Raw genomic sequence first — 26,015 nt, 5'->3', positions numbered from 1 at the left:
CTCGCTGTCCGGCGCGGCACGATAATCGACAGCATGGACCGTGCAGCAATGGCCGACTTCCTGCGCCACCGCCGCGAGGCGCTCCAGCCGGAGGACGTCGGCCTGTCCCCCGGTGCGCGATCGTGGGAGGGATGGTGCCCCTCCGGGGCGGGGCCGGCGTCCGCCCCGCCCTCATCCGTCGGCGATTCCCCGGAGCAGGGCGCCGAGCACCCGGTTCAGCCGTGGCTCCACCTCCACGACGGCGTGCGCGAGCCGGGGATCGCTGCGGTAGAGCGTTTGGATGTGCGGTCCGGGCGTCGCCATCTGCCACAGGGCGCCCGCCAGGCTGGTGGCCGTCGCGATGACGTCCACGGCCCGGGTCTCGTCGATGCCGAGCAGCCGGCGCAGCTCCGCGCCGATACGCCCGACCTCGTCCAGAGTGGCGATCTTGAAGGACCGCACCGACTCGACCGACACGTTCCGTTCGAGATTGAGGGGCGCCTGGGCCAGTAGGTCGCAGAACAGGGGCCGGGCTGCCAGGGTGGCGGCGAGCGCCTGCCCGACGGCGTCCGGTGCCGCGCCGGGAAGCTCGCGCAGTCGGGCGCACAACTCCGCGGACCAGTCCTGCCATCCCTCGGCAGTGATCTTGAGGAAGATCTGTTCGCGCGTCTCGAAGTAGCGCAGCAGGGCCGACTTGTGCATGCCCACGGCCGCGGCGATGTCGGTGAGCGTGATCTCGCGGATGCCGCGCTCGGTACCGAGCTCGCGGGCCGCTTCGAGGATCGCCTCTTCGCGCTGCTGCTTGGCCTGTGCGCTGCGGGCGCGCTGGAATCCGGACCCGGTCATCACTCCATCATAGAGCAACCTTGTTGTGTTATTAACGAAACAGTGTTTTACTAAAAGCATGGAACAACGCAAGCACAGGCAGCAGGTCTGGTTCGTCACCGGCTCCTCGCGCGGCCTCGGGCGCGCTCTGGTCGCCGCCGTCCTCGACGCGGGCGACCTGGTCGTCGCCACCGCCCGCCGCCCCGAACAGCTCGACGATCTCGTACAGCGGCACGGCGACGACCGCGTCCACCCGGTCGCTCTCGACGTCACGGACGGCACCGGAGCCCGGGAAGCCGTCGATGCGGCGATCAGCCGCTTCGGACGCATCGACGTACTGGTCAACAACGCCGGGTACGCGAACGTGTCACCGATCGAGACCACGGACGAAGCCGACTTCCGTACGCAGTTCGAGACCAACTTCTGGGGCGTGTACAACGTCACCAGGGCCGCCCTGCCGGTACTGCGCCGCCAAGGCGCCGGCACGGTCGTGCAGATCTCGTCGGTCGGTGGGCGAGTGGGCGGATCACCCGGCATCGCGTCCTACCAGGCGGCCAAGTTCGCGGTGGACGGATTCAGCCGCGTGCTCGCCGCGGAGGCCGCGCCGTTCGGCGTACGCGTCATGGTCGTCGAGCCGAGCGGATTCGCCACCGACTGGGCCGGATCCTCCATGACGGTGCAGCCGGTGCCCGCAGAGTACGAGGAGACCGTCGGCCTCATGAACCGGCGCATGCGCCAGAGCGACGCGGGTGCCGCGGGCGATCCCCGGCGCGCCGCCGCCATCATCGTCGGCGCGGCCCGACGCGACAACCCGCCGTCGCATCTCCTGCTCGGCGTCAACGCCGTGGAGATGGCGACGGAGCACTCCCGGCACCGGCTCGCGGAAGCCTCCCGGTGGGAAGGCGTCAGCCGCTCTGCCGACTTCGCCGAGCCCTATCCCGCCCCGATGCCCTCCGACGAGGGAGCCGCGTAGCAGGACAGCCGCGTGGAGGGGGTCCCGGCCACCACGGCCCGGAGCGGACGGTCCGGAGCGGACGGTGCTCTCACCGGGACCGCACCGCTCGGCCCGCCGTGCCCACCGGGACACGCCGGGCGGCAACGTCCGAGCGGGGTACGGGACGGGCGGTCCGGGGCGCACGGGCCTCCGGCTCAGGTCACCACACGGTAGGTCAGGTGGGTGACCGAGGCCGCCGCCCGCGACGTCACCTGTTCGAGCGTCAGTGGGGGGACACCTTCGAACAGCCGGGTACCCGCGCCGAGCGTGAGCGGCACGATGTGCAGCCGCAGCTCCTCGATCAGGCCTGCGGCGAGGTACTGGTTGACGGTGCTCGCGCCGCCCTGGATCGCGACATCGCCGTCTCCGGCCGCCGCGCGCGCCTGGGCCAAGGCCGACTCGATGCCGTCGGTGACGAAGTGGAACGTCGTACCGCCGTCCATCGGCTGTGGCTCACGCGCGTGGTGGGTGAGTACGAAGACGGGGGCGTGGAAGGGCGGACGGTCGCCCCACCAGCCGTTCCACGGCCGGTCCCACGCGCCCCGCACCGGGCCGAACATGTTGCGTCCCATGATGAACGCCTCGGCGGCGGCCATCCGCTCGGCCTCGGCCCGGTTCCCGTCCGGATCGTCGAACATCCAGGCGTGCAGCCTTTCGCCCGTGCCCTCGCCTCCGTCGTCCCCGAAGGGGCGTTCCTCGGTCTGGCCGAGTCCGGCCGAACAGCCGTCGGCCGAGATCGTGATGTCGCAGATCACCTTGCCTGTGCGTGCCGTCACAGCCATGGTTCTACACCGGCGCTCGGGGAAAGGGGCGCGACTGCGACCAGCCGACCGGCCGGGGCGGTTCCCGGCACGGCACCGCATCGGCGGCAGCCGCAGTGGGTGGGATCAGGGCGTGGGCATGGCGGCCCCGGTGGGATCGTCCGGGTCCGGCGTGTGGGGAAGGGGGCCAAGGGACTCGCCCTCCCAGAGCAGCACTCGCCATCCCTCGTCGGGCGAACCGGTGAGGATGACGACGCCGGTGTTGGCAAGTGGATGCCGGGCGGCGTGGACGACGTCCACGTTGTCGGCCCGCGCCGCCACCCACATGCGGATCACGGCACCGTGACTGACCAGCGCCGCCGTCTCCGCGCCGCCTTCGTGCGCTTCGGCGACGACGGCGTCGAAACGGGCCAGTGCCTCCACTCCGTTCTCGCCCCCGGGCATTCGGAGCCCCACGTCGCCCGCGGACCAGGCGAAGGCGGTGTGCATGTAGGTGTGGGCCGCCTCGTCGTCGCCGCGCATTTCCAGATCGCCGGCGGCCAGCTCCCGGATTCCGGCTCGGACACGGACCTCGAGTCCGGTCGCCGAGGCAAGTGGTGCGGCGGTCAGCCGGGTGCGTACGAGCGTCGACGCGTACAGCGCGTCGATCTCCTCCGACGCCAGTGCGTCGGGCAGGGCCGCCGCCTGTTCCTGGCCGAGGGAGGTCAGGCCGGGGCCCGGCTCCGCCGTGTCCAGGAGGTGCTTGAGGTTGGACGGAGTCTGGCCGTGCCTGATGAGCAGTAGACGCATACGGAGGGGACCTTCTCGGGGACGACGGGGCGCCTCCACTCTGCCACGCTCCCCCACCGGCCGCGGTCTGGCCGGGTCTCGGGGTCCGGCCAGCGGCGGCCCCGTCGTGCCGGCGCGCGTGGTCGGGGGCGCCCGTCACGCGCGCCGGGCCTCACCAGTCGTGGACGGTGCCGTCGCGCAGGCGGTTCACGGGCAGGTAGGCGGGCGCGTAGGGGAAACGGGCCGCGGCCTCGTCGTCGAGTTCGACGCCGAGGCCGGGGGCGTCGCCGGGGTGCAGGAGGCCGTCCTCGAAGCGGTAGGAGGTACGGAACACCTCGAGGGTGTCCGGGGCGTGGCGCATGTACTCCTGGATGCCGAAGTTGTGTACGGCGATGTCGAGATGGAGGGCGGCCGCCATGCCCACGGGCGAGATGTCGGTCGGACCGTGCATGCCTGACTTGATGCCGTACACGGCGGCCATGTCGAGGAGTTTGCGTACGGCGGTGATGCCGCCGGTGTGCGTCACCGCCGAGCGGACGTAGTCGATCAGCCGTTCCCCCAGCAGCGTGGTGTAGTCGTGGACGGAGTTGAAGACCTCCCCGATGGCCAGCGGGGTGGTGGTGTGCTCTCGGATCAGCCGCAGCGCGCCCTGGTCCTCGCCCGGTGTCGCGTCCTCCAGCCAGAACAGGTCGTAGGGCTCGAGGTCCCTGCCGAGCCGCGCCGCCTGGATGGGCGTCATGCGGTGGTGCCCGTCGTGCAGCAACGGCAGTTCGGGGCCGAAGGTGTGCCGTACGGCTTCGAACACGGTGGGCATGTGGCGCAGGTAGGCGCGGGTGTCCCAGGTCTCCTCGGTGGGGCGCGGGTGAGCGGTGCGGGTGCGACGGGCGGGTTCGTAGTCGTAGCGTTCCCCTCCTCCGGCGGCGGAGGCGGCGACGCCGTACACGGAGTCGAGACCGGGGATGCCGCTCTGGATGCGGACGGCCCGGAATCCGTCCGCCAGGTGCTCGCGCACCGAGTCGAGCAGTTCCGGTACGTCACGGCCGGAGGCGTGGCCGTAGGCCAGTGCGCCCGTGCGGCAGGCACCGCCGAGCAGTTGGTAGACCGGCATGCCCGCGGCCTTGCCCTTGATGTCCCACAACGCGGTGTCCACGGCGGCTACGGCCGCCATGGTGACCGGACCCCGGCGCCAGTACGCGCCCCGGTACAGGTACTGCCAGGTGTCCTCGACGGCGTGCGCGTCCCGTCCGAGCAGGAGCGGGGCCACGTGCTCGCGCAGGTAGGCCTCGACGGCGAGTTCACGCCCGTTGAGCGTGGCGTCCCCGAGGCCGGTGAGCCCGTCCTCGGTGGTGATGCGCAGGGTGACGAAGTTGCGCCCTGGGCTGGTGACGACGACGTCGGCGGCGGTGATCTTCACGGGTCCGTCCTCGGGGCTCGGAAACGGCGGCTTGACGGTGTCGCGGCCGGTGTTCCGCGCTCCTGGTGGAAGCACGACGCCCCGGCCGCGTCCACCCTAGGACGACGAGGACCCGGCACGGTGACGCCCGGTCGGTGGCTTGGGGGTACGCGGGGCAGGACGGCCTCGGTCCGGGAGGGCAGCCCTGCCCGCTCTCGCCGACACCGCCGCCTCGCGGAGCCGCTGACCGGCGGTGTCACAACAGGTCTTCGCCTCTGCCTCAGGAGTCGAGCGGGTTGGAGGCCATTCTCTCCGCGAGCCCGGACCGCACCGCGCCGGCCGCGGGACTGCCGGGTTTACGCGTGGCCTGGTCTTGGAAGCACGCCAGGAACCGCTCGGCCAGTTCCAGCCCGGGGTAGCGTTCCAGCAGCTCGTCGCGGAAGCCGGCCGGGTAGTCGTCCGCCTCCGTGCCGACGATCTCGGTCGCGGTGGCACGGGCCAGCAGGTGTCCCTCGGGGTCGGTGGAGACGTCCACCTGCGGCCGCATGTGGCCGACGATCACGTCCGACAGGCGCTCACGGCGCCTCGCCGGCCATCCGGCGCCGGCTGCGAAGACCTGGGCGACGCGGCCGCCCGCCTCCTCGAACGCGACGGTGTGACTGTCGAATGCCGGCACCAACCCGATGTCGTGGAACAGCGCGGCTACGTAAAGGAGTTGCGGGTCGAAGGAAACGCCGTCCGCCGTACCGCGGGCGGCCGCCCAGAAGTAGGCGCGCAGCGAGTGGTTGAGCAGCACGGGGGGAAGGCAGGCCGTCGCCACGTCCAGGGCGGCGGCCGACGTCGCACCGTCGGGCACGGGCAGGGCGTCGAGCGGTACACGAGTCATCGGGTGCCCGCCTGCGTGGGGCTGCCGGACACGATGCGGATGATCGTCTTGCCGTGCCTGCCGGGGCCGGGCGCGAACGCCGCGGCTGCTTCGGCGAGAGGACGCACCTCACCGACGGCCGGCTTGAGCCGCCCGTCCCTCACCCACTGCGCGAGGTCGGCGAGCCGGTGCCGGTCGGGTTCGACGACGAAGAAGACGGCCCGCCCGTTCTCGGGCCTGACCTCGGGCGGCGCGGCGATGGTGACGAGGGTGCCGCCGGTACGTACCAGTGCGGCCGAGCGGTCGAGGATCTCGCCGCCGATGACGTCGAACACGACGTCGGCCTCTCCGGCGTCCTCCAGCCGGTCCGACTGGAGGTCCAGGAAGACGTCGGCGCCCAGACCGAGAGCGGTGTCCCGGTCGGCGGAACGGCCGGTGGCGATCACGCGCGCGCCCACCTCGCGTGCGAGCTGGAGCGCGATCGACCCGACGCTGCCGGCAGCGCCGTGGATCACGACCGTCTGTCTTGCCGTGAGCCGCCCATGGTCGAACAGCCCCTGCCACGCGGTCAGCCCCGAGATCGGCAACGCGGCGGCCACGGTGTGGTCGACGTCTGCGGGAAGCGGGGCCAGGTTGCGGGCCTCCACTGCGGTGTACTCGGCCAGCGATCCGTCGCGTGTCCAATCGGCCAGGCCGAACACCCGCTGGCCGACGGTGAGGCCGGTGGTGCCGTATCCCAGTTCCACGACCACCCCTGACAGTTCGTGCCCGGGCACACTCGGCGTCCGGTCACGGCCTGCCCGGTCCGTCCAGGTGCCGGGCCAGGTGAGTTCTCCGCGGGTGAAGCCGGCGGCGTGCACCCGCACAATGACGTCGTTCTCGGCAGCGTGGGGACGGGGCAGTTCCGTCAGGGCGAGCCCGTCGACACCTGCGTCACGGTCGTGGACGGTGATGGCTTGCATAAGGGGTCCTTGGAGTGAGCGGCGGCCGTCAGGCACACGATGCCCACGCTTGGTCACGAGGGCACGGCGTGTGGCGTGCCCTCGACCGTATGCTTCGGCCACTGCGCCCGTGTGGGCCACTTCGGTGGCAACGGGATGAGCCACTTCCTGGCCGGGCGCGGCAACGGCGCACTGTGGTGAGCGGCCCGTGCGGGCCCGGTGACCGATCGCGAACGGGCCCGGCCGGGCCGTGTGCCGCACCGGTGCCTGCCCTGGACCGGGGCACCGGGGCCTCGGACCACAGGCCGCGGGCCACGGGCTTCAGGCCACGGACCACGGGCCGCACAGCGCACCCGCGGCGGCTGCGACCACGGCTGCCGCCCTCAGCGCTCACCCCCGTGACACCGTCCGCGCCGGACGGTCCCGCGGCGAGCACCCGCGCCCGGAGGGCACGCCGCCGTCTTCGAGTTGATCGGCCTCTTCACGAGGCGCGTCCGCTCAGGCCCCGGCCGGCGCTGTGGCGAGACCCTGTTTGACGAGCCGGGTGACGTCGTCGGCGAGGATCTCGGGCAGGCCCCGCTCGATCCCGTCCAGGGCCTGGGCGGCGACGTGGGCGGGGCCGGTCTTCTGATCGGCCGGGACGGCACTGGCCATGGCGGTGTCCACATAGCCGACGTGCAGCGCCGAAACGCTGATGCCGCGGGGTGCCAGCTCCTCGCGGGCGGCGTCCGTCAGCGCCCACGCCGCGGCCTTGGCTGCCGCGTAGGCCCCGAGACCGGCGGGGTGCAGCCAGGACAGCACGGACAGGACGTTGAGCACGGCGCCGCCGCCGTTGCCCTCGATCCCCGGGACCGCCGTGCCGCCGACCGCGCCGTCGACGCCTGGGCGCGCGGCAGAGCCGGCGACCTGCGCCAGCTCGCCGGCCAGGTCACCGCCCTCACCGGTCTCCCGGCCGAGGCGCGCGCCCCCCTCCTGCAGGCGCTGGGCGACGACGACGCCGCCGGGCTCATCCGCCCGCTGGCCGGCGCGCGCGACCACCTCGCCACCGGTCACTCGGAGCTGGCCGACCGCATCGACACCGTCACCCGCCATGCGGACCGGCTCCGTGGCATGGGAGGGAGCGGGCATGAGCCTCCCGCGGAGTAGACGGCCGGCAGTACCACCGGCCCCGGGCATCCGAAGGCCGTCACCCGGTCGGGCGCGCGGCCGCCCCCGAAACGGCCCCGGCGGCCACGGCACCGGGACGGTCTCCGGCTGCGGAGATCCCGTCGGAGCGGCACGCGCGTTCCCGCGTACGACACCACGCGTGTTCCCGCGCGGGCGACCGCACGGGGCTATGCCTCGTACTGCGTCAAGTCGATGCCGAAAACAGTCACTTCGTGACCGTGGACCGGATGCCGGGCGGTGGATTCGGCCCGCATGCCGAGTTTGCCGAGTACGTTCACGGAAGCGCGGTCACCCGTCCGGCACACGGCGACCACGCGGTCGAGGCCGCGGTCCTGCAGGGCGAACTCCAGGGTGGCGTGGGCCGCTTCGGAGGCGTATCCCTGCCCCCAGAACGCCCGCCCGAGCCGCCAGCCGATCGCCACCTGGCCCGCGACCTCGCCCGGAGCGTGGGCGACGGACAGACCTACGGCGCCCGCCAGCTCACCGGAGCCCAGAAGCTCGACCGCGAACATCCCGAACCCTTCCTCGTCCCACTCCTCCTCCCACACCTCGATCTGCTCGGCGGTTCGCTCCAGGGAGTACGGCCGGCCGTCGTCGATGTTCTCCGTCACCGCCGGATCGGCTTGGATCTCGGACAGGGGGGCCAGGTCGTCGTCCAGCCAGCGGCGCAGGACAAGACGGGGAGTGCGGATCTCGGTCATGTTCCCATCTTCCCCTCTCGACCCGTCAGCCCCGGGACGGCCCCCCGGCACGCCAGGTGAGCCACGCGCTCCGGGCCGGGCCGGACCGGGCAAAGCGTCGGCGGCGGACCAGGCCCGGCCTCGCTTCCCGGAGGCGGGGCCCGTCCCGGCTCGGCTCACGCGGGCGTCGCGACTGAAGCAGGCGCCCATGAGGCTCGGCATCGGTCTGTCCCTCCTGGGGCAGACGTCCCTACCGGCTGCGACCGTCGCCTGACCCGGAAGTCATCGGGTCGGGCGGCGGAAGGGGTCAGCCGGCCGCCAGGGTGAACGTCTGCGCGGAGGCCTGTGAGCAGGGCTGCTGGGCGAGCCGGGCCCCGTTGGCGGTGGAGGCGCTGTCGACGCTCAGGCACTTGGCGCTGTGGCGGGCGACGAAGCGGTAGTGGCCCGTGGTGCCGGAGGGCTCGGGGCGCCATTGCTGGTTGGTGCCGCCCACGTAGTCCCACAGATGGACGCGAGTGCCGTCGGCGGTCGCGCCGGGTCCGCCGTCGACGTCCCAGACCTTGCCGTTGTGCCGGTTGACGACCTGGTAGTAGCCGTCGCCGGCGGGGCGGAACTGCCAGGACTGGTTGGCACCGCTGCCGCAGGTCCACTGTTGCAGGGCGGTGCCGTTGCCGGTGCCCCAGTCGGCAGCGTCCAGGCAGGCGCCGCTGCCGGCGTTCACGACGTGGTACCAGGTGCCGGGGTCGATCGGCCCGGTCGGCCCGCCGCCGGTGCCGCTCCACACGAAGGTGGCGACGGACCCGGCGGGCAGGGTGTAGGCGAGCGACCTGCCGCCGTCGGTGACGGAGAAGCGCTGTGCGCCGGCCGCGGTGTTGACCACGTAGGCGACGCGGGAGCCGTCGGGGTTCTGGAAGGCGACGTTCTGCACTCCCCCGGCGCCCTGGCTGCTGGAGCCGATGCGGGTGGCGCCGGGCCTGACGAACTTGCTGAGGTGGCCGAGCACGTAGTACTCGGCGTTGCGGGTCACCCGGTCACCGGCGATCTCTACCACGCCGTTGCACCGGTCGGTGCAGTGGCCCTGGTGGGGGCCGCCGTTCTGGTCCAGGGCGAGATTCCAGGTCAGGACGGTCTCGCCACCGTGGCGGAAGTTCTGTACGACGAGGTTCTCGGCGTGCCAGCGCAGGGTGTCGCCGAAGGTCCGGGACGTGTCGGAGCTGTCGGTGCCGGAGCACTCGGTGAAGAAGACGCGCTTGCCCGCGTCGACGACCTGCTGCTGCGCGGAGACCTGGCCGCCATAGCAGTGGAACGCGGCTCCGATGACGCGGTCGATGCCCGACGTACGGGAGAAGACGTCGAGGGGGTAGTTCGGGTGGTCCCAGTTGTGGTCGTAGGCGAGAATGTTCGTCGGCAGTCCGGCCGCCGTCAGTTTCGGGTCGAGCACCTTGAGGAAATCGGCCTGCTGCGCCGAGGTCATCGACATCGACGGGTAACTGGTCGCGAACTCCGGCTCGTTCTGCACCGTGAGATCGGTGAGCACGATGCCTTCCCGCTGGTAGGCCTTGATCGCCTTGACCAGGTAGTCTGCGTAGGCCGCGTGGCTCTCCGGCTTGAGGCTGCCACCGTCGAGCGAGTTGCCGGTCTTCATCCACGCGGGCGCGGACCAGGGCGATCCCATGAACCGGATCTGCGGGTTCACCGCGGTGGCCTGCCTGAGGACGGGGATGATCTCGGCCTTGTCCCGGTCGATCGAGAACCGGCCGGGAGTGTCCTCGTAGGAGTGGGGAGCGTCGCTCGCGTCGAAGTCGGTACTGGCCAGTGGCTGGCGCAGGTAGTTCAGCCCGATGCCGTCTCCGGCGGTGGAGAACAACGAGCGCATCAGCTCGCCGCGTTCGTCCTGAGGCAGGCTCTGGACGAGGTGGGCCGACGCGCCCGTCACGGAGGCGCCCGCGCCGGTGAACCGCTGGCCCCTGCCGGCGCCGTCGATCCGGATGTCGATGGGCTGCGGACCGCCGGTGAAGGGGACGTCGCCCCCGTACGTGAGTCTCTTGGCGCCGTCCGGTGTGGTGACCCAGACCTGGGCGACCGGGTCGGCGGCCTGTGCGTTCCCGGTCCCCGCGAGGGCGAGGCCGGTGAGGGCCAGGGCGACTGCGGTGGCGGTCGCGGACCGGACGGCCGGGGGGCGCGATCTCGTACTGGTCGACACGGTGGGGAACTCCTTCGCTTCGGTGCGGGGCGGGGTTGCCGGCGGCGCGTGACGGCGTCCGGAGGAGCCCCCGAGCCGGCCGGTACACAGACCGTGGAGCGCGGAATGACGGCGTCATGAAAGCACACTTACTGAGTACTTAGTAAGTGGCTTGCGTCCCTACTGCCGGACCGGGCGGGAGGTCGCTGATCGGGTGGCGGGGCAGAACGTAGGCTGTCGCACGTGAGCGACCGATCAGTGGGCAGGCCCACGCGCAGACCGACAGCCGGGCCCCGTACCCCACGCAGCCCCGAAGCCCTGCGGCGCCAGCAGGACATCCTGAGCATCGCCACGGACACCTTCGCCGCCCGCGGATACAACAACGCCTCTCTGGCGGAGATCGCCGACCGGGCCGGGCTGACCCAGGCCGGCGTCCTGCACTACTTCCGGTCCAAGGCACTGCTGCTCACCAGCGTCCTCGAACTGCGTGACCACAAGGACATCGAGCAGCTGGGCACCGAGCGCCCGCACGGGGTGGCGTTTCTGCGCCACCTCGTCGACACCGCCCGGCGCAACGCCGAGCGGGAAGGCATCGTGCGGCTGTACGCCGTCCTGTCCGCCGAGTCCGTCACCGACGACCACCCCGCGCAGGCGTACTTCCGCGACCGCTATACCGGACTGCGCGCTTTCGTCACCGACGCCCTGAGCGAGGCCTGCGGTCTGACCGAGGCCGACGCCGCACGCGCGCGCGACGCGGCCAACGCGATCATCGCCGTCATGGACGGTCTCCAGGTCCAGTGGCTGCTGGACCCCGACTCCGTCGGGCTGGCCGCGTCCACGGACCTGGTGATCCGGTCACTGCTGACTACTCTGGCTCCTGAGCGCTTCTCCTCCTGAGCCGCTGCCGCCGGCTGCCGGAGTGCTCGCTGGTTCCGGTCACCCGGACATGCCCGCTGTCAGGTGATCGCCCGGGATGCCGGACTTCTCGGGCCGGTAGTAGTCCCGGATGCCGTCCGCCCAGGTGGTCACCCGGATACGGTCGCCCTCGTCCGGCCCGAAGGCGTCGAACAGCACCTCGATGTTGCGCCGTTCGAAGCCGATGGCGGTCATCAGCGCGACGAAGTCGGGACGGGCGACGAGGCCGTCTCCTTCCGGATCCCCCATCGCGGCGAGTGCTTCGGCGAACTCGTCCACGGCGGCGTCGAAGCGCTGCGGGTTGAGGACGACGGCGGTGAACTCCTCGGGGCTGATCCGTCCGTCGCCGTTGGCGTCCAGCTCGGTCAGCAGGGTGTCCCAGTAGCGGCGGAAGGATCCGGCAAGCCTTTCCTTCACGGCGTCGCCGGCCGCCGGTACGGCCGCCACAACGCGGTCGCTCATCAGGTCGAAGTCGGCGAGCTCCAGGTATCCGTTCCCGTCGGCGTCGAAGAGGGAGAAGACCAACTGGACGCGATCCGTCGCCTCGTTGGTGGGCGTCATGATGCACCTCGGACTTTCACAGTGGAATGCTGCCGTCGGAGCCCGCCGATTCCCCGACCGGCGGCTCGTCCACTATCGGTCCGCTTCCACGTCGGCGTCGGCGAAGGCGGCCGGTGACACACGAACGGGCGGAAAGCACCCGCTCGCGCATGAAGTTCCGCTCTCCCGGAAACCGCCAGTCCCGGCAGACAGCGTGCCGGGCCCCTCCCGGGGTCAGACGAGGGAGCTCTCCCCGGTGATCGCCTTGCCCACGATCAGGGTGTTCATCTCCCTCGTGACCTCGAAGGAGTAGATGGCCTCCGCGTCGGCGAAGAAGCGCGCGACGTCGTAGTACAGGACGATGCCAAGGTGTCGTCGCCCCAGTGCTCGGCCACCAGGGGCTCGACCTCGTCTCGCATGAACGCCCGCGTCCTCGCCAGGACCTTGCGCTCCTCCTTTGGCACGGCGGCCTCGAAGTCGTGGAAGTCGTCGGTGTTCCGCTGAACCGTGAGTGAACTCATGGGCCCCTTCTTCCGCGTGCGTGCCAGTCGATGCGCGAGCCGTTGAAGTGGCCGGGTACCGCTCGAGTGCGCGCCCGAACCGGTGAGACGGCCCAGGGCGGGTACAGGTGCGGCCGTCAGAACACCAACCGCCTTCTCCCCTGAGGAACCCGAGGATGACCGACGACGCCTACCTCGTCCTGCTGGACGGCACGGACTCGACGCTCGGTGTGCCACCGGCGGCCGTGGCGGATCTCGCGTGCATGGAGACCCCCGCGGTACGCGCGTGGCTCGACGCACAGGGGGTCACGGCATCGTCTCCGGGGCTTCGTCTGCTGCCTCCCGAGGACACCTCGGCCGTCCCCGAGGAGGCCGAACGGCTCCCGGTCCCCCTGAGTCACACGGAGCTGAGCCGCGTTCGCCACCATGCCGCGCCGGAGGATGTCGCACGGCTGGAGGAGGAGCTGCAGGCCTACCGTTCGCGTGTGGACGGGCGTGCGGCGCTGCTCGTCCGTGCGCTGGCCGCCGGTGTGCCGGCGCACCGCGTCGCGGAGCTGACCGGAGAGGAGCTGACCGCCGTGGAGGCGATCGCTCACCGCTAGGTCCTGTCCGGGGAAAGGGCCGACGGGGACCTCGGACCGGGCCCGGGGCCGGTGTCACGCCCGGCCCATACCCCTGGGCTGCGGTCACCGTCGGCCCGGCGGGTGCCGCTCGGCCCGGTGCGGTCCCCGGGACGTGAAAGCGCCGTCGAGCAACACCCGGCAAGCGTGAGTGTCCGGACCGCGTCCCTCGGCGGACGGCTCCGGCCGGCGCCCCATTCCGCGGGAATCGGAAGCGGCCCGGCGAACGCGTCGGCGTGCCACGCCTCACCCGGCGACGTTTCCGCCGCAGCGGCAGGTCGAGCTTCTGGACGACTACCTGACCGCCGGACCCGCGGGCGGCCGACGCACAGGCGTGCCCTGCGGACCGAGCCGGCCCGGTTTCGGGCTGGAGGGATCGTTCGACAGGCTCAGCGGGTCAGTGTCTCGAAGCCGACGTCTCCGCAGTACTCCACGACAAGCGCCTCCGCCCCGGAGTCGGCGTTGTTCATCGCCGCGGCCGTCGCCTCCCCCAAGGTGCGGCCTCCGCCGACGGACTCGTCCCGGAGGTGTCGCAACGCGCGGAAGGCGTTCTGCGCGGCGCCCCCGACCTCGTCGTACCCGGACCCGGAGGGTTCCGGCGTGTTCGTGGCCGCCGTGTTGCGCGCCTTCTGCCACGCCCCGAGCTGCGCGCAGTAGTTCTCCCGCCGCTCGGCCAGCCGCTGCTCGTCCGCGTCGTCGGACGACGAGCACGCCGCCGTCACCGCCACCAGGGCAAGGACTGGGAGTACTGCCTTCAGCGCGCGCACCGCTTCGCTCCCCGGCTGGAACCTGGACCACTTCGACACCGTCACCCGCAACGTTCGCAGCAGGATACCCGGGTCGGGCGCCCCACCGCCGCAGGGGCCGCGGGCCGGGGGTGCTGCCCCTCAGCGGCGCCGGGGAGCCAGCCGGCCGGGACGGGCGAGCCGGTGGGCGCCCTCGTGGGTGACGAGGCGGCCGCGACGCCCTGCTCGGCGATCCGGACGGCGGCGACGCCGGCCAGTGCTCCGCCGGCGCCGCCGAACAGCCCGGCATCGTCCTCGCCCCCGCGCGGAAGGGCGCGGGCACGACACGCCCGACGTCGAGAGGGTCGTGGACCGCGTCGTGCCCCTTCGGCCGGGCAGCCGCGTCGGACGGTCATGACGCAGCCGCACGACAAGGTGTCCGGCCGACGGCCACCGCGGTGGCCGTCGGCCTCTGGACCGGGGCGGTGATGCTCCTGACGGGTTGTCAGTTCTCGTTCACCAGGTCGTGCGGCGGCACGGTCACCGTCCGCTTGTCCGGCTTGCCGCCCAGCACGATCTTCCGCAGCGCGCTGTTGTTGTCGACGCTGGTCTCCTTCAGCCGCTTCTCCGGGTTGGCCAGTACCTGGATGTAGTACGTGCCGTTCGGTACATCCGTGATGTCGAAGGACTGGCCCGGCAGGTCCTGGGAGTACGTGTCACCGGAGCCGACGTCCAGCACCTCCCGGACGGAGACGGAGTTCTCCTGGCCGCAGGCGGTGGACAGGTCGGTGTTGAACGGATGCCAGTTGGCGTTCTTCACCGTGTAGTCGATCGCGTCGGTGTTGGCCAGGCAGAAGGCCTCCTTGCCGCTGCGTACGGCCTCCTTCTTGTCCGCCTTCAGCAGCCGGTAGCTGGCGAAGTCGGTGAAGTGCCAGTGCACGTGGCCCGACCGCGGATCCCACTCCATGGTGCCGGTCGGGGTGTAGCCGACCTGCTTGCCCTTGGCGTCGTAGAAGTACTGGTAGGCGTCCATCCTGGCCTTGCCGGGCGACCGGAAACCGTCCACCACGAGTTGTGCGGGACCCGCGTTCCACACGTTGGCGCTGAAGGCCAGGTAGTCCTTGCCGGGGATGTCCTGCTCGCCGTCGCTGACGACGATGCCGTAGGCCGGCAGCGACCGCAGGTCGGGCTTGGGCACGGCCGGGACCGAGGACTTGCCCGCGGGCCGCTTGGCCAGCGGCTGGAGCGCCGGGGCCCTGCGCGAGCCGTCGGTCTGACCGCCCGTGTCACCGACTCGCGTCGAGCGCGCGGCCTGCTCCTTCTTCAGCGCCCACGGCAGTGCGGGCGGCGCCGCCCGCAGCGGCCCGTGGCCCACGTTGTACGAGGGGCCCGCGCCGCTCGTGACCGGCGCTGCGGCCTGGGCGGGCGTCGGGGCGTGTCCCGGCCCGTGGCCCGCGTGCGCGGCCGGGCCCTGGTGGGTGGCTCCGTGAGCGGCGTGCTCCCCGGCCGCCGACCGGGACGCCGGTTCGGTGGCGGTCTGCTCGTCGTCGTAGCTGCGTTCCTCCACGGTGACCTTGACCGTGGCCGGCTTGTCGGCGATGCCGAACAGGTCGCGGTACTTCTTGGCGACTCCCACCCTGGCGGTGTAGGTGCCGGCCGCCAGCCTGACCGGCTCGGTGTACGAACCCGCGTAGGTATTGGCCGCCCAGCCCTTCTCGACGCCCCACACCGAGCCGAGGGTGAACGGGTTGGTGGGGCAGCTCTCCGGATACCTTGAGGTGGCGGGGGCGTCGGGCCGTACCCGGCCGCTGGCGTTGTTCGGGCAGAAGTCCTCGGTCCGGCTGAGGACCTTCTTGCCCGCCTTGTCGGTGACCGTGATCTCCGCGAAGCCGGGCAGTCCGGAGAAGTCCTTCACCGTGCCTCTGGGCAGCGCCCTGGCTTTGGCCTTGCCGCCCTCGTACACGGTCTGGGTGAGGGTCACCGGGTCCTTGTAGGACTTCCGGGTCACCTTCAGCTCCAGCGGCCTCCCCTCGGCGGTGAGGTAGGTGCCGAGGTCGAGGTAGACGCCCGGGTCCTCCTTCCAGGAGGTCAGCGTGAGCGAGTTGGTCGCGGCGATGAGGCTCAGCCTGGGCCCTGTCGCCGCTTTCGCCGGTTCGGCGGTGGCGGCCACGAGGCCGGCCGTCACGGCCATGGCGGCGACGGCCGTCGTGCCCGCGACCAGCGGACGACGCAGTCGGGTGGTACGCGTTCTGGTCATCGATCCCTCGTCCTTCAGGTGCTGGGGGGGGTGCGGTGGGAAGGAAGCAGGCGGCCGGCGGAGCCGGCGGGGTGGCGGGCACTTGCTGTGCCCGCGCTGTGAGAGGGAGGGACCGGATGTCCGGTTGTCGAGAGGGGGGAGAACCGGGGGAAGTTGGCCGGATCGCTCTGTTGCGGATGAAATCAGGCTGAAGTCATGAATAAGGGCCGCCTGATGACGAGCCGCCTGGTAAGGGGCGCGGTCGGCACGAGGCGGGTACGTGGCCGCGTCGGCCGCCCGCAGGAGCGTTACCGGCGCGGCCTGGTCGCGAACACCCACCTGTTGCCCGCCAGCGCGTCGTTCCGCTCGGGCAGCGGGCCGCGTCCGTGTCGGCGGGTGAACTCGAAAGGTGTGTGGACGGACGTGGTCCAGCCCTTGTCCGTCAGACCGGCCGCGGAGTCGGGCCGTGGTCCGAGACTGAACAGGCCGAGCAGGTCGATGCCGAGCCGGTGGTGCGTCGAGGTGTAGAGCGGACTGTCGCGGTGGGCCAGCAGGTCCTCGTCGAGCTTGACCTCGAAGGCCAGGGCGCTGCCCTGGGTACTCAGCCGGTCCACCGTGTCGATCAGACAGGTCTCGGCGGCGCCGGGCAGGTAGAACAGCAGCCCTTCGGCCAGCCAGGCAGTGGGCACCGCCGCGTCGAATCCGGCGCCTGTCAGGGCACTGACCCAGTCGGTACGCAGATCGGTCGGGACGGGTACGCGGGTCGTCCTGGGCGTGGCCGACAGTGCGTCGAGCACCTCGTGCTTGAACGCCAGCACGCCTTCCGTGTCGATCTCGAAGAGCACGCACCCGGGAGGCCACTCAAGCCGGTGGGCCCGCGTGTCCAGCCCCGCACCGAGCAGCACCACTTGGCGGGCGCCGCCCGCGCGCACCGACTGGACGAGGAAGTCGTCGAGGACCCGGGTCCGCAGACCGAAGTACCGCGCGAACCGCCCCCACAGGGGGTCCGAGTCCCCGTCCGGGACCTGACACGGGCGGACCGGCCAGTCCGCGGACGCCGGTGCGGCGCGGACGAAGTGCTCCGCGTAGGTGTCCTGGGCCAGGCTGTCGGGGCGGTGGGTCTCGATCGCCCGTGCTGCCGCGACCAGGAGCGCGGTCAGACCGACGCCTCCCGCCACGCCTTCCGCCCCGGTGTCGCGGTGTGCGGTGTCGGCCATGTGTGCTCCCTCGGTGTGGGTGGGGTGGTGGACGGCGACCGGGGCGGACCGCGGCCTCGTGCGGCCGGCCCCTCAGTCGCGCCGCTCCTCCGGAATCAGGACGGGTTTGACGACGCGACCCGCGTCGCAGTCCTGTTCGGCCTGGTTGATGTCCGCGAGCGGATACGTGCGGATCAGCTCGTCGAAGGGAAACAGGCCGACCTGCCACAGTGCGGTCAGCCGCGGGATCAGGAGCCCGGGGACCGCGTCGCCCTCGCAGATGTGCGAGATCCCGCGGCCCCGGTCCAGTGTTCCGGGTTCGAGCGGCAGGGCGGTGTGGAGCCGGGCCACCAGGCCGAGGTGGCCGGTCGGGCGCAGGGACCGGAGCGCGTCGTTGATCAGCTCGGTGGAGCCGGTGGTGTCCAGTGCGTAGTGCGCGCCGCCGTCGGTCAGTCGCCGGATGCGGGCGGGCAGGTCGGTCGCCGAGGTATCCAGCGGGATGGCGTGGAACCGCTCGGCGAGGGCCAGCCGTTCGGGGTGCCGGTCGACGGCCACGGTCAGTGCCCCGGCCGCCGCGGCCGCCATCACCGCGGCCAGTCCCACGGCTCCGGCACCGAACACCGCGAGGGTGTCGCCGGGGCCGGCGCGGAAGGAGTTCAAGACCGTTCCCGCCCCGGTGAGGAAGCCGCAGCCGAGCGGTCCGAGCAGTTCGACGGGGAGCGAGGGATCGACCCGCACGGCGTTGCGGGCCGCCACCGTCGCGTACTCGGCGAACGAGGACTGGCCGAACCAGCGAGGAGCCAGTCCGCCCCCGCGCGCGTCGGTGAACCGCACGGCGTTCTCCTGGTGCCCTCCGAAGAGGTTGAGCGAGGCGAAGGAGTCGCAGTAGGCGGGTGCCGCGCCCAGGCAGGCGTGGCAGTGCCCACAGGAGTCGAAGCTCAGCACGACGTGGTCGCCGACGTTCAGGCCGGTGCCCGGGCCACCCGTCTCCACGACGACTCCCGCCCCCTCGTGCCCGAGCACGGCCGGCAGCGGGGAGCGGCCCGCCGAACGCCGGACCGCGAGATCGGTCCGGCACATCCCGCAGCCCGCGATCCGGACCAGGACCTCCCCCTCGACGGGGCCCTCGTGCAACCTCACCTCCTCGACGGCGAAGCGGCCCTCGTACGAACGCAGCACCGCCGCGCGGAACTTCACTTCAGGTCTCCTCCCTCCGGTGCACGACGAACGGTCGGAGGTTCCCGCTCAGCCCCCACGGCCCGCCTGCCACCCCCACACCGCTTTCCTTGATGCCCGCGAAGGGCTGTGCGAGGGACAGTTCGGCGTGGTGGTTGATCCACACCGTCCCGCACTCCAAGCGGTCCGCCACGGCCTCGGCCCGCTCGAGGTCGGCGGCCCACACCGAACCACCCAGTCCGAACCCGGTGCCGTTGGCCGCGTCGACGGCTTCGTCGACGCTGTCGTACGGCAGGACGGGCAGGACCGGGCCGAACTGTTCCTCCGTCACCACGGGGCTGACGGGCGGCACGTCGGCCAGGATGGTCGGGGAAAAGAAGTAGCCGGGCGAGTCCGGGCGGTGTCCGCCGGCCGCGGCTCGGGCGCCGTCCGCAAGGGCCCGGGCCGTGCAGCGCTCGATCCGGGCCAGTTGGGCGGCGTTGTTGAGGGGTCCCAGTTGCGTGCCCGGATCGAGCCCGGCTCCGACCACGGCTGTCTTCGCCCGGTGCGCGAGGGCCTCGACCACCCGGGAGCAGAGCCGGGCCGGGGCGTAGACGCGCTTGACCGCCATGCAGACCTGCCCGCAGTTGCGGAACGCGGCCCAGAACAGCCGGTCGGCGATCCGCTCCACATCGACGTCCTCCAGCAGGATGGCCGCGTCGTTGCCGCCCAGTTCCAGGGTGACCCGGGCGAGTGAGGCCGCCGCGCTCCGGGCGACGGCGCGTCCGGTGGGTATCGAGCCGGTGAAGGTCACGTGGCGGATCCCCGGATGTGCCGCGAGGCGGGCGCCGAGCGGCTCGTGACCGGTGACGACCGTCAGCACGTCGTCGGGCAGGACGTCGGCGATCACGGCCCCCAGCAGCCGCGTGGCGAGGGGCGTGTACGGGGAGGGCTTGAGGACCACGGTGTTGCCTGCGGCGAGCGCCGGCGCGATCTTCGCCGACGCGAGCTGGAGGGGGAAGTTCCACGGGACGATCGCGGCGACGGGTCCGAGCGATCGCCAGCGGATCTCGCTGCGTACCGGTCGGCCGTCCCTGATCGGCTGCGGCCCCTGGTCCAGCTCGGCGAAGTAGCGCAGCCGTGCGACCGTCCGGGCGACCTCCGAGGACGACTCGGCCAGCGGCTTGCCCTGTTCGCGGGTGAGCAGCGGGGCGAGACCGGCTTCGGCGGCCTCCACGGCATCGGCCGCCGCGAGCAACGCGGCCGAGCGGGCGGCGGGATCGGCCCGCCAGCCGCGCCACGCGGCGTGTGCCCGTTCGACAACGGTGTCCAGCTCGGCCGGCTGTTGGTCGGGGGCTTCGTCGAAGGCCTCGCCCGTCGCGGGATCCACGACGGCGAAGCGCCCGTCGTGGCCTGGGAGCGCGCCCCGGGAGCGTCTGGTCGGCATGCCGGCCGCTCAGCTCGCGGCGACGGTGGCCGCGTGCTCCTGGACGTGCCGGTCCAGCTCCGCCCGGAAGGCGGCCACCAAGTGCGGCCGGATCCGCCCCACGGTGCGGTCGCCGCCCTCGCAGACCGCACCGCGCACCCCGACGATGTCGGTCCCGATGCGCGCCAGGTCCCGCAGGTCGCCGGTCTTGACACTGCCCGCCAGTGCGGCGAGGAGGCCGGCTTCGTGGGCGAGTCGCACGAACTCCGCGCAGAGGTGGGACGGAACGTGGTCGAACAGCCGTGTCCCGTCCTTGACGGCGGTGTCGAGCATGGCGGCGTCGGACCCGGAGCGGCGGGCGATGTCGGGCAGCGCGAGCGGGTTGACGCAGCCGACCCGGTGGGCGTCGGCGTAGCCCGAGGCTACGACGAACGCGTCCGGCCGGTAGTCCTTCACGGCCCGGACGACCCCGCGCATGACTTCGACGGCCTGCTCGGGCGTCGTGCATCCGTAGAGGCCGACTTTGATGTAGGTGGCGCCGGAGACGGCCGCACCGAGCGCCGCCTGGGCGACCGTGCCGGGCTTGTACGGAACGTCGCCCACGGTGGCGGACACGGGCGTGCCGGCCGGCACCGCCGCGCGGATCTCGCGGATGACCCACGGGTAGTTGGCGCCGAGCGAGCCCTCGTCGGGCTTCTTGACGTCGACGATGTCGAGGTGCTGGGCCGCCTTCGCGCATTCGAGGGCTTCCTCGACACTGTCCGGAGAGATGAGAAGCAACAAGGTGGAACCTTTCCCCTGCCTGTCCACCTGCCCCGGGGCAGGTGTGCGGATCCGCCCGGTCCCGTGCGGTCCGCACATCATTTCCGCTGGCCGTCGGGGCTCGGCAGGGCGCGCGGAGTGACGAATGGGTCACTGCCAAGGCGTGCCCACGCCCCGCGCAACGCGCCGTCTGCGCCGCGGTTCCGCACCGGAAGCGAGTGACGGGCCCCCCGCTAGGGTGCGCGGATGTCACCGGTCAAGCAGGTACAGGTCACCTTCGGCTGCGCGGAACCCGAGCGCGTCGCCCGCTTCTGGTGCGAGGTGTTGGGGTACGTCGTACCGTCGCCGCCCGAGGGGTTCGCCACCTGGGACGACGTCAACCGCTCCCTGCCTCCCGAGGACCGGGACGCGTGGTTCGCCTGCAGTGATCCCTCGGGTGTGGGCCCGCGCCTCTACTTCCAGCGCGTTCCCGAGGGGAAGGCCGGCAAGAACCGGGTGCATCTCGACGTACGGGTCGGCGCCGGACTCGCCGGGGAGGAGCGCCTCGCCGCCCTCCAGGCGGAATGCACGCGGCTGGTCGCGCTCGGCGCGGTGTGCGAGCGAGTCATGCCCGCCGACGAGGAGAACGAGTCGTGCATCACGATGCTGGACGTCGAGGGCAACGAGTTCTGTCTCGACTGAGTGTCGCGGGCGGGCCGGCGTCTGCCGTCGTGGCACCGCCGCGCCGGCGAGTGAGCGGCAGTTCGGCGAGGCCCCGCCAGCCTGTGGGAGTGAGGGCGACGGCGTGCAACATGCCGACCTCAGTGGTGATCGGGAGTGCCGCGCCGGTCCGGCAGGCGATTTCGGCTGCTGCCTCCGGGGCTACGTCCAGGGCCACGGTGAGGTGCACCGGGGGGCGGGGGCCGAACCGCCCGCCGTAGGGGACATGTGCCGGGAAGGCGCTGCGAACAGCCTCGGCCAGCCGGTCGAGTCCGGGCACCGGGACTCCGACGAATCCACCGGCTCGTTCGACCGTGGCCAGCCGTACCGGGACCCGGCCGGCCGGTAGCGCGTCCCTCAGCCGGCGCAGCTCCTCCTCACCGATCTCGTCGGCGGGCAACCATGGATACAGCAGTGCGGCGTGCGCGGGCACCCCCGGTCGCACCGCCCGACCGTCCACCCCGGCAGCCAGTTCCAGCAGCGGTTCGGCGTCCGGCAGCACCGCCAGCACGGCCGTCGTTCCGACCTGGACCATCTTCCTCCTTTCGCCCGGCCTCGTGCTCTCGACGCCCCCGGCGCCGCCGCAGGCGAGGCGGCTTCACGGCTTGCGGGCCATCCCCGCGGCGATGAGACGCTCCCAAACGGTCAGCTCCCGCCCCTCGTCGCCGTTGTGCGGGCCGCCGCCCGGTGCGGAACGCCACAGGGAAGCCGGCACGATCCCCGGGTCGAGGATCTCCAGGCCGTCCAGCAGGGCCTCGATCTCCTCGTCGGTCCGCCAGCGGCCGCGGCCGAACGTCCCCTGCAGGACCTTCTCGGCCTCCGCCGTCTCCGGATTGTTCCCGCAGCGGAAGTGGCTGACGAAGAAGTGGCTCCCGGGCGGCACCTGGTCACGCCAGAAGCGGACGATCCCGGCGGGGTCCTCCTCGTCGTTGACGTGGTGCAGGATGGCGCTGAACATGACGGCGACGGGGCGGCCGAAGTCGATCAGCTCCAAGGTGTCCGGATGGCTGCGCACCCTCTCGGGGTCGCGCACGTCGACCGGCACGACCCGCGTCCGGTCGTTCTCCTCCAGCAGCGCCCGGCCGTGCACCAGCACCTGGGGGTCGGTGTCGACGTACACCACCCGGGCGTCCGGCGCCCGGCGTTGCGCGACCTGATGCACGTTGTCGGCGGTGGGAAGACCGCTGCCCAGGTCGATGAACTGCCGCACCCCGGTCGTCGTCACGATCTCCCCCACCGCCCGGGTCAGCGCCGCGCGGTTGGCGAAGGCGATCGCCACCGAACCGGGAAGGTCACGTCTGAACACGTCGCCGATCTCCCGGTCCACCGCGTAGTTGTCCTTGCCGCCGAGCAGGTAGTCGTAGACGCGGGCGATGCTGGGCCTGGTGCTGTCGATGGAGGAACTGTCTCCCGTCATGACACTCATCCTCTCCCGCGGTGAGGTGTCGCGACCACCGCATCACGCATGTGCGCGGGAGGTGATGAAGTTCCATACGAGGTCGGCGAGTCGACCGGGCTGTTCGATCTGGGGAAGGTGGCCTGCGCCCTTGACGACGGTGTACGTGGCACCGGGTATGGCGGCGGCGAACGCGTGTCCGTAGCCGGGAGTGCAGATGCGGTCGGCTTCACCCCATACGACCAGGGCCGGGTCGGTGATCTTCCTGAGCCTGTCCAGCAGTGTGGCGTCGCTCATGGCACGGCCGGCGTACAGCTCCAGCGCACCCCGGTTTCCCGGCATGGCCCGCCGTGCGGCGGGCGGCAGATCGTCGGGACGGGTGAAGTGGGCTGCCGGGTCGGCGTAGGAGAGTGCGGCCACCTCGTTGAGGGTGAGGGAGGAGAAGTCGGCCACGGGGTGGCCGGGCACTCGTACGCCGACCCCGTCGACGACGACGTAGCGACCGGCCCGCTCGGGGGCCCGTACCGCCATCTCGGCCGCGATCCACCCCCCGACGGAGTTGCCGACGACGGTCACGTCACGCAGCTCGAGTCGCTCCAGGAGGTCCGTGTAGAGGGCCGCGAGCCCTGCGACCGTCGTCAGGGGCGCGGGTCGCACAGTGCCGTTGAAACCGGGGTGCGTGGGCGTGATGACCCGGGCCTCCCGGGAGGCGGCGAGGCGGTCCGCCCACGGCTCGACGGTGCCCGGCCCCCCGCCGCCGTGCAGCAGGAGCACGGCGTGGCCCGTTCCCCGGTCGGTGAAGGCGACGGGGATGTCGTGGAGGGTGAGGGTGGTGGTCACGGGCGGCTCCGTTTCGCCGTTTCCCCGGACGCGTGCCGAGGTACTGGGAAGCCGGCCCGGCTCCCTTCCTAAGGAACCTTAGACGGAGGGGCACCCCTGAGCAAGGCTCCTTATATAAGGAGCCTTGCTAGAATGGACGTATGACACCGTCGTTGCGGGATGTGGGTCTGGCCGTCAAACGGCTCCAGTGGCGCCACCACCGCGAGAGCAACAAGGCCCTGGGCGCGGCCACCGGACTCTCACTCGTCCAGTGGGACGTGTTGCGCCACCTCCACCAGCAGCCGGACGCCTCCCTCCACGAGTTGGCGCTGCTCACCTTCCAGACGGACCAGTCCATGGGCGAGTTGGCCCGCCGGATGACCGACCGGGGCCTGATCGCCCGCCAGGAGGGACCCGGACGTGCCGTGCGTCACCACCTCACCGGGGAGGGCGAAGCGGCGTACGGCACAGGCGCGGACATCGTGGAAGGCGTGCTGAAGACATCCCTCGGCCGGCTGTCCCGGGATGAACTGACCACGCTGTACGGCCTGCTGGTCAAAGCGGCGGCGAACTGACGCCGAGGCGTGCCGAGGCGGTTCTTCCCGGTGATGGGTGCGGGACCGCGCACGGCGCCGTACGCGCGCCGCGACGTCGCTTGACCTTGACACGGTGACAGGGCCTTCAATCCTCGCCAAGGAGGTGGTCCCGATGGCCATGACGGGGCAGGACACGGATGCGGTACGAGCGATGCGGGGTCTGGAGGACGGCCGTTCGTCGGTGCGGCTGCGGGCGGCGCTGGCGGTGGGCACGGCGCCCGACCCCCGTTTCGTCGGCAAACTCGTCGAGCGGTGCGCGACCGAGCCGGAGTTCTTCGTCCGCGACATGCTGACCTGGGCGCTCACCCGCCATCCGGTGTCCGTGACGCTCCCCCTGCTGGTCCGTGAGGTCCGCTCCGAGCGTCCGCGGGCACGGAGCCAGGCGCTGCACACGCTGTCCAAGATCGGGGACCGGCGGGCGTGGCCGGTGATCACCCCGAAGGTCCTGTCCGACGCCGACGACGAAGTGGCGCGCAGCGCCTGGCGGGCCGCGGTCGTGCTCGTGCCCGCGGGCGGGGAGCCCGCCCTGGCCGCGGCGCTGACGACGCAGCTCGGGCGCGGTGACCGGGAGACGCAGCTGAGCCTCAGCCGGGCGCTGGCCGAGCTGGGCGAGGCGAGCGCGACGGCACTGGACGCCGCGACGGCCTCCCCCGCCCCGCTGGTGCGCGCACACGCGCTCGCGACACAGTCGCTGCTGCGCGATCCCGACGCCGGATTCGCCTCGGCGGTCGAGGAGGCGAAACGCGTCGTGGCCCTCGGCGGGTCCGGGCGGGAGGGATGATGGAGTGTGTTGATCGGTGAGGTGGCGCGACGGTCCGGGGTCAGTGCCCGCATGCTCAGGCACTACGAGTCGCTCGGTCTGGTACGGCCTTCCGCTCGTACGGGCTCCGGTTATCGGGAGTACTCCCGGGAGGACATCCGGCGGATCTTCCACATCGAGAGCCTGCGGTCGCTGGGGCTGTCGCTGCGCGAGATCGGACGCGCGCTCGACGAGCCCGGCTTCACGCCCTCGGCCCTCGTCGACGGCCTCGTCCGTCAGACTCGCGAACGTATCGCGGCCGAGACCGAGCTGCTCACCAGGCTGCGCCGGATCGAGGCCGCGGGCCCCGCCGGCTGGGAGGACGTCCTTCAGGTCGTCGCACTCCTCCAGGCGCTGGGCTCGAAGAGCGCGGACGCACGCCAGCGCGCGGCCCTCTCCTGCGTCCACGAGGTCGCGGTGCCGGTGGAGGCCCTGGTCGAGGCGGCACTGGGCGAGACGGATCCGAACGTCGCGGGAGCCATCCGGTGGGCCCTGGCGCGGTCGGGCGACGACGGCACGGCACTGCTGGCGGAGGGCCTCGGCTCACCTGTGGCCGCGGTGCGGGAACGTGCCGTCCAAGCCCTCGCGGAGCTGCCGGGCGGCGAGGCCACCGCACATCTGCGGCACGCCCTCGGGCATCCCGACGCCGTGGTCCGCGGCCACGCGGCGCTGGCGCTCGGGGGCCTGGGGGTGGCCGACGCGCTCCCGACACTCGTCGACATGATCGTGGCGGGCAGGAACGACACCGACGCGGCCGACGCGCTGAGCGTGCTGGCGGCCGATCCCACGGTGGCCGACCGGATCGCGACCGGACTCGTCGACCGCCTCTCCCACGACACCACCGGAGCGCCCGCTCGCGGACGGCTGACCCAGGCCCTGGCGGGCATTCCGGGGACGCGAGCGTCCAGCGCCCTGGTGGAGCTGGCGCAGGACGAGGACCGTGCCGTCGCGCTGACCGCGGCATACCTTCTTCGGCTGCGCGACGAACGGTGACGCTCTCGTCGCGCAGCCGACCGCGGTGCGACCCGGCCGTAAATGCGTCGACAACTTCCTTCCGTACCCGGCAGAGTGGCTGT

Annotated in this window: 26 protein-coding genes and 3 pseudogenes; 9 read left to right on the top strand and 20 right to left on the bottom strand. The window is 72.0% G+C overall.

Features of this window, described 5'->3' with window-relative positions:
• Nucleotides 1-33: 33 nt before the first annotated feature.
• Nucleotides 34-120 (top strand): annotated as a pseudogene (locus ACGFYH_RS12240) (transcriptional regulator); the annotation flags it as partial.
• 51 nt (nt 121-171) lie between these two features.
• On the opposite strand, the gene ACGFYH_RS12235 reads toward ACGFYH_RS12240, so the two are convergent.
• The gene (locus ACGFYH_RS12235) at nt 172-825 is read right to left on the bottom strand and encodes a TetR family transcriptional regulator (RefSeq protein WP_393803045.1); all 654 of its coding nucleotides are present in this window, start codon (nt 823-825) and stop codon (nt 172-174) included.
• 58 nt (nt 826-883) lie between these two features.
• Here ACGFYH_RS12235 and ACGFYH_RS12230 point away from each other — a divergent pair, with 58 nt between their 5' ends.
• Nucleotides 884-1,777, top strand: a complete 894-nt coding sequence (locus ACGFYH_RS12230) for an SDR family NAD(P)-dependent oxidoreductase (protein ID WP_393803044.1) — start codon at nt 884-886, stop codon at nt 1,775-1,777.
• Between the two features lie 176 nt (nt 1,778-1,953).
• Here ACGFYH_RS12230 and ACGFYH_RS12225 read toward each other — a convergent pair whose 3' ends face one another.
• The 8 genes from ACGFYH_RS12225 to ACGFYH_RS12190 all read right to left on the bottom strand — a co-directional run bounded on the left by ACGFYH_RS12225 (nt 1,954) and on the right by ACGFYH_RS12190 (nt 10,576).
• Entirely contained in the window at nt 1,954-2,580 is a 627-nt protein-coding gene (locus tag ACGFYH_RS12225; RefSeq protein WP_393803043.1) for a dihydrofolate reductase family protein, read from the bottom strand.
• Between the two features lie 105 nt (nt 2,581-2,685).
• Nucleotides 2,686-3,348, bottom strand: coding sequence for a histidine phosphatase family protein (locus ACGFYH_RS12220; protein WP_393803042.1), 663 nt, complete (start codon nt 3,346-3,348; stop codon nt 2,686-2,688).
• A 151-nt stretch (nt 3,349-3,499) separates the two neighbouring features.
• Nucleotides 3,500-4,741, bottom strand: a complete 1,242-nt coding sequence (gene manD / locus ACGFYH_RS12215) for a D-mannonate dehydratase ManD (RefSeq protein WP_393803041.1) — start codon at nt 4,739-4,741, stop codon at nt 3,500-3,502.
• 259 nt (nt 4,742-5,000) lie between these two features.
• Nucleotides 5,001-5,606 (bottom strand): HD domain-containing protein, encoded by a 606-nt coding sequence (locus ACGFYH_RS12210; protein WP_393803040.1) that lies wholly within the window; start codon nt 5,604-5,606, stop codon nt 5,001-5,003.
• Entirely contained in the window at nt 5,603-6,547 is a 945-nt protein-coding gene (locus ACGFYH_RS12205; protein WP_393803039.1) for an NADP-dependent oxidoreductase, read from the bottom strand. Before ACGFYH_RS12205 ends, ACGFYH_RS12210 begins: the two co-directional genes overlap by 4 nt.
• A 477-nt stretch (nt 6,548-7,024) precedes the next feature.
• On the bottom strand, nt 7,025-7,618 hold the full coding sequence (locus ACGFYH_RS12200; RefSeq protein WP_393803038.1) for an SDR family NAD(P)-dependent oxidoreductase: 594 nt from the start codon (nt 7,616-7,618) through the stop codon (nt 7,025-7,027).
• 242 nt (nt 7,619-7,860) lie between these two features.
• Nucleotides 7,861-8,394 (bottom strand): GNAT family N-acetyltransferase, encoded by a 534-nt coding sequence (locus ACGFYH_RS12195; protein WP_393803037.1) that lies wholly within the window; start codon nt 8,392-8,394, stop codon nt 7,861-7,863.
• A 286-nt stretch (nt 8,395-8,680) separates the two neighbouring features.
• On the bottom strand, nt 8,681-10,576 hold the full coding sequence (locus ACGFYH_RS12190) for an RICIN domain-containing protein (RefSeq protein WP_393803036.1): 1,896 nt from the start codon (nt 10,574-10,576) through the stop codon (nt 8,681-8,683).
• Nucleotides 10,577-10,798: 222 nt separating this feature from the next.
• Between ACGFYH_RS12190 and ACGFYH_RS12185 the strand changes: the two genes are divergently transcribed.
• Nucleotides 10,799-11,452 (top strand): TetR/AcrR family transcriptional regulator, encoded by a 654-nt coding sequence (locus ACGFYH_RS12185; protein ID WP_393803035.1) that lies wholly within the window; start codon nt 10,799-10,801, stop codon nt 11,450-11,452.
• A gap of 39 nt (nt 11,453-11,491) precedes the next feature.
• Here ACGFYH_RS12185 and ACGFYH_RS12180 read toward each other — a convergent pair whose 3' ends face one another.
• Together ACGFYH_RS12180 and ACGFYH_RS12175 are read right to left on the bottom strand one after the other, a co-directional pair.
• The gene (locus ACGFYH_RS12180) at nt 11,492-12,031 is read right to left on the bottom strand and encodes an EF-hand domain-containing protein (protein ID WP_393803034.1); all 540 of its coding nucleotides are present in this window, start codon (nt 12,029-12,031) and stop codon (nt 11,492-11,494) included.
• Between the two features lie 213 nt (nt 12,032-12,244).
• Nucleotides 12,245-12,376, bottom strand: a pseudogene (locus ACGFYH_RS12175) (acyl-CoA dehydrogenase); the annotation flags it as partial.
• A 310-nt stretch (nt 12,377-12,686) separates the two neighbouring features.
• Between ACGFYH_RS12175 and ACGFYH_RS12170 the strand changes: the two are divergent.
• Entirely contained in the window at nt 12,687-13,112 is a 426-nt protein-coding gene (locus ACGFYH_RS12170; RefSeq protein WP_393803033.1) for a DUF6003 family protein, read from the top strand.
• 407 nt (nt 13,113-13,519) lie between these two features.
• Here ACGFYH_RS12170 and ACGFYH_RS12165 read toward each other — a convergent pair whose 3' ends face one another.
• On the bottom strand, nt 13,520-13,897 hold the full coding sequence (locus ACGFYH_RS12165; protein ID WP_393803032.1) for a hypothetical protein: 378 nt from the start codon (nt 13,895-13,897) through the stop codon (nt 13,520-13,522).
• 191 nt (nt 13,898-14,088) lie between these two features.
• Here ACGFYH_RS12165 and ACGFYH_RS12160 point away from each other — a divergent pair.
• A pseudogene (locus ACGFYH_RS12160) lies at nt 14,089-14,237 on the top strand (TetR family transcriptional regulator); the annotation flags it as partial.
• A gap of 123 nt (nt 14,238-14,360) precedes the next feature.
• On the opposite strand, the gene ACGFYH_RS12155 reads toward ACGFYH_RS12160, so the two are convergent.
• The 5 genes from ACGFYH_RS12155 to ACGFYH_RS12135 form a co-directional block, all read right to left on the bottom strand.
• Nucleotides 14,361-16,112: a lysyl oxidase family protein gene (locus ACGFYH_RS12155; protein ID WP_393803031.1), complete on the bottom strand. Its 1,752-nt coding sequence runs from the start codon at nt 16,110-16,112 to the stop codon at nt 14,361-14,363.
• Between the two features lie 287 nt (nt 16,113-16,399).
• A complete protein-coding gene (locus ACGFYH_RS12150) occupies nt 16,400-17,308 on the bottom strand; it encodes a class I SAM-dependent methyltransferase (protein WP_393803030.1) in 909 nt (302 codons plus the stop codon).
• Nucleotides 17,309-17,380: 72 nt separating this feature from the next.
• Complete coding sequence (locus ACGFYH_RS12145; RefSeq protein ID WP_393803029.1) at nt 17,381-18,484, bottom strand: NAD(P)-dependent alcohol dehydrogenase; 1,104 nt, start codon at nt 18,482-18,484, stop codon at nt 17,381-17,383.
• A 1-nt stretch (nt 18,485) separates the two neighbouring features.
• Nucleotides 18,486-19,889, bottom strand: a complete 1,404-nt coding sequence (locus ACGFYH_RS12140) for an aldehyde dehydrogenase family protein (protein WP_393803028.1) — start codon at nt 19,887-19,889, stop codon at nt 18,486-18,488.
• A gap of 9 nt (nt 19,890-19,898) precedes the next feature.
• Nucleotides 19,899-20,651 (bottom strand): (5-formylfuran-3-yl)methyl phosphate synthase, encoded by a 753-nt coding sequence (locus ACGFYH_RS12135; RefSeq protein WP_393803027.1) that lies wholly within the window; start codon nt 20,649-20,651, stop codon nt 19,899-19,901.
• A 225-nt stretch (nt 20,652-20,876) separates the two neighbouring features.
• Between ACGFYH_RS12135 and ACGFYH_RS12130 the strand changes: the two genes are divergently transcribed.
• Nucleotides 20,877-21,311 carry a VOC family protein gene (locus ACGFYH_RS12130; RefSeq protein WP_393803026.1) on the top strand — a complete coding sequence of 145 codons (435 nt, stop codon included), beginning with the start codon at nt 20,877-20,879 and terminating at the stop codon, nt 21,309-21,311.
• On the opposite strand, the gene ACGFYH_RS12125 is transcribed toward ACGFYH_RS12130, so the two are convergent.
• From ACGFYH_RS12125 to ACGFYH_RS12115, 3 genes are all read right to left on the bottom strand, one after another.
• Entirely contained in the window at nt 21,268-21,864 is a 597-nt protein-coding gene (locus ACGFYH_RS12125) for a 2'-5' RNA ligase family protein (RefSeq protein ID WP_393803025.1), read from the bottom strand. The genes ACGFYH_RS12130 and ACGFYH_RS12125 overlap by 44 nt on opposite strands.
• A 63-nt stretch (nt 21,865-21,927) precedes the next feature.
• A complete protein-coding gene (locus ACGFYH_RS12120; protein WP_393803024.1) occupies nt 21,928-22,746 on the bottom strand; it encodes an SAM-dependent methyltransferase in 819 nt (272 codons plus the stop codon).
• A gap of 42 nt (nt 22,747-22,788) precedes the next feature.
• On the bottom strand, nt 22,789-23,565 hold the full coding sequence (locus ACGFYH_RS12115; protein ID WP_393803023.1) for an alpha/beta fold hydrolase: 777 nt from the start codon (nt 23,563-23,565) through the stop codon (nt 22,789-22,791).
• Nucleotides 23,566-23,705: 140 nt separating this feature from the next.
• On the opposite strand from ACGFYH_RS12115, the gene ACGFYH_RS12110 reads away from it, so the two are divergent.
• From ACGFYH_RS12110 to ACGFYH_RS12100, 3 genes are all read left to right on the top strand, one after another.
• Nucleotides 23,706-24,119: a MarR family winged helix-turn-helix transcriptional regulator gene (locus tag ACGFYH_RS12110; RefSeq protein ID WP_393803022.1), complete on the top strand. Its 414-nt coding sequence runs from the start codon at nt 23,706-23,708 to the stop codon at nt 24,117-24,119.
• Between the two features lie 133 nt (nt 24,120-24,252).
• Nucleotides 24,253-24,921: a HEAT repeat domain-containing protein gene (locus tag ACGFYH_RS12105; protein WP_393803109.1), complete on the top strand. Its 669-nt coding sequence runs from the start codon at nt 24,253-24,255 to the stop codon at nt 24,919-24,921.
• A gap of 6 nt (nt 24,922-24,927) precedes the next feature.
• Nucleotides 24,928-25,932 carry a HEAT repeat domain-containing protein gene (locus tag ACGFYH_RS12100; RefSeq protein ID WP_393803021.1) on the top strand — a complete coding sequence of 335 codons (1,005 nt, stop codon included), beginning with the start codon at nt 24,928-24,930 and terminating at the stop codon, nt 25,930-25,932.
• Nucleotides 25,933-26,015: the final 83 nt, after the last annotated feature.

Origin of the sequence: Streptomyces sp. NPDC048392 (assembly GCF_043200575.1) — a bacterium.
Taxonomy (GTDB): domain Bacteria; phylum Actinomycetota; class Actinomycetes; order Streptomycetales; family Streptomycetaceae; genus Streptomyces.
The sequence above is the reverse complement of the archived record's forward strand: the minus strand, read 5'-3'. Positions and strand labels throughout refer to the sequence as shown.

What these genes read in the sequence shown, in the direction of transcription:
- ACGFYH_RS12235 (WP_393803045.1), bottom strand. Translation starts at nt 825, where the DNA reads ATGACCGGGTCCGGATTCCAGCGCGCCCGCAGCGCACAGGCCAAGCAG.
- ACGFYH_RS12230 (WP_393803044.1), top strand. Translation starts at nt 884, where the DNA reads ATGGAACAACGCAAGCACAGGCAGCAGGTCTGGTTCGTCACCGGCTCC.
- ACGFYH_RS12225 (WP_393803043.1), bottom strand. Translation starts at nt 2,580, where the DNA reads ATGGCTGTGACGGCACGCACAGGCAAGGTGATCTGCGACATCACGATC.
- ACGFYH_RS12220 (WP_393803042.1), bottom strand. Translation starts at nt 3,348, where the DNA reads ATGCGTCTACTGCTCATCAGGCACGGCCAGACTCCGTCCAACCTCAAG.
- ACGFYH_RS12210 (WP_393803040.1), bottom strand. Translation starts at nt 5,606, where the DNA reads ATGACTCGTGTACCGCTCGACGCCCTGCCCGTGCCCGACGGTGCGACG.
- ACGFYH_RS12205 (WP_393803039.1), bottom strand. Translation starts at nt 6,547, where the DNA reads ATGCAAGCCATCACCGTCCACGACCGTGACGCAGGTGTCGACGGGCTC.
- ACGFYH_RS12200 (WP_393803038.1), bottom strand. Translation starts at nt 7,618, where the DNA reads ATGGCGGGTGACGGTGTCGATGCGGTCGGCCAGCTCCGAGTGACCGGT.
- ACGFYH_RS12195 (WP_393803037.1), bottom strand. Translation starts at nt 8,394, where the DNA reads ATGACCGAGATCCGCACTCCCCGTCTTGTCCTGCGCCGCTGGCTGGAC.
- ACGFYH_RS12180 (WP_393803034.1), bottom strand. Translation starts at nt 12,031, where the DNA reads ATGACGCCCACCAACGAGGCGACGGATCGCGTCCAGTTGGTCTTCTCC.
- ACGFYH_RS12170 (WP_393803033.1), top strand. Translation starts at nt 12,687, where the DNA reads ATGACCGACGACGCCTACCTCGTCCTGCTGGACGGCACGGACTCGACG.
- ACGFYH_RS12155 (WP_393803031.1), bottom strand. Translation starts at nt 16,112, where the DNA reads ATGACCAGAACGCGTACCACCCGACTGCGTCGTCCGCTGGTCGCGGGC.
- ACGFYH_RS12150 (WP_393803030.1), bottom strand. Translation starts at nt 17,308, where the DNA reads ATGGCCGACACCGCACACCGCGACACCGGGGCGGAAGGCGTGGCGGGA.
- ACGFYH_RS12140 (WP_393803028.1), bottom strand. Translation starts at nt 19,889, where the DNA reads ATGCCGACCAGACGCTCCCGGGGCGCGCTCCCAGGCCACGACGGGCGC.
- ACGFYH_RS12130 (WP_393803026.1), top strand. Translation starts at nt 20,877, where the DNA reads ATGTCACCGGTCAAGCAGGTACAGGTCACCTTCGGCTGCGCGGAACCC.
- ACGFYH_RS12125 (WP_393803025.1), bottom strand. Translation starts at nt 21,864, where the DNA reads ATGGTCCAGGTCGGAACGACGGCCGTGCTGGCGGTGCTGCCGGACGCC.
- ACGFYH_RS12120 (WP_393803024.1), bottom strand. Translation starts at nt 22,746, where the DNA reads ATGACGGGAGACAGTTCCTCCATCGACAGCACCAGGCCCAGCATCGCC.
- ACGFYH_RS12110 (WP_393803022.1), top strand. Translation starts at nt 23,706, where the DNA reads ATGACACCGTCGTTGCGGGATGTGGGTCTGGCCGTCAAACGGCTCCAG.
- ACGFYH_RS12105 (WP_393803109.1), top strand. Translation starts at nt 24,253, where the DNA reads ATGGCCATGACGGGGCAGGACACGGATGCGGTACGAGCGATGCGGGGT.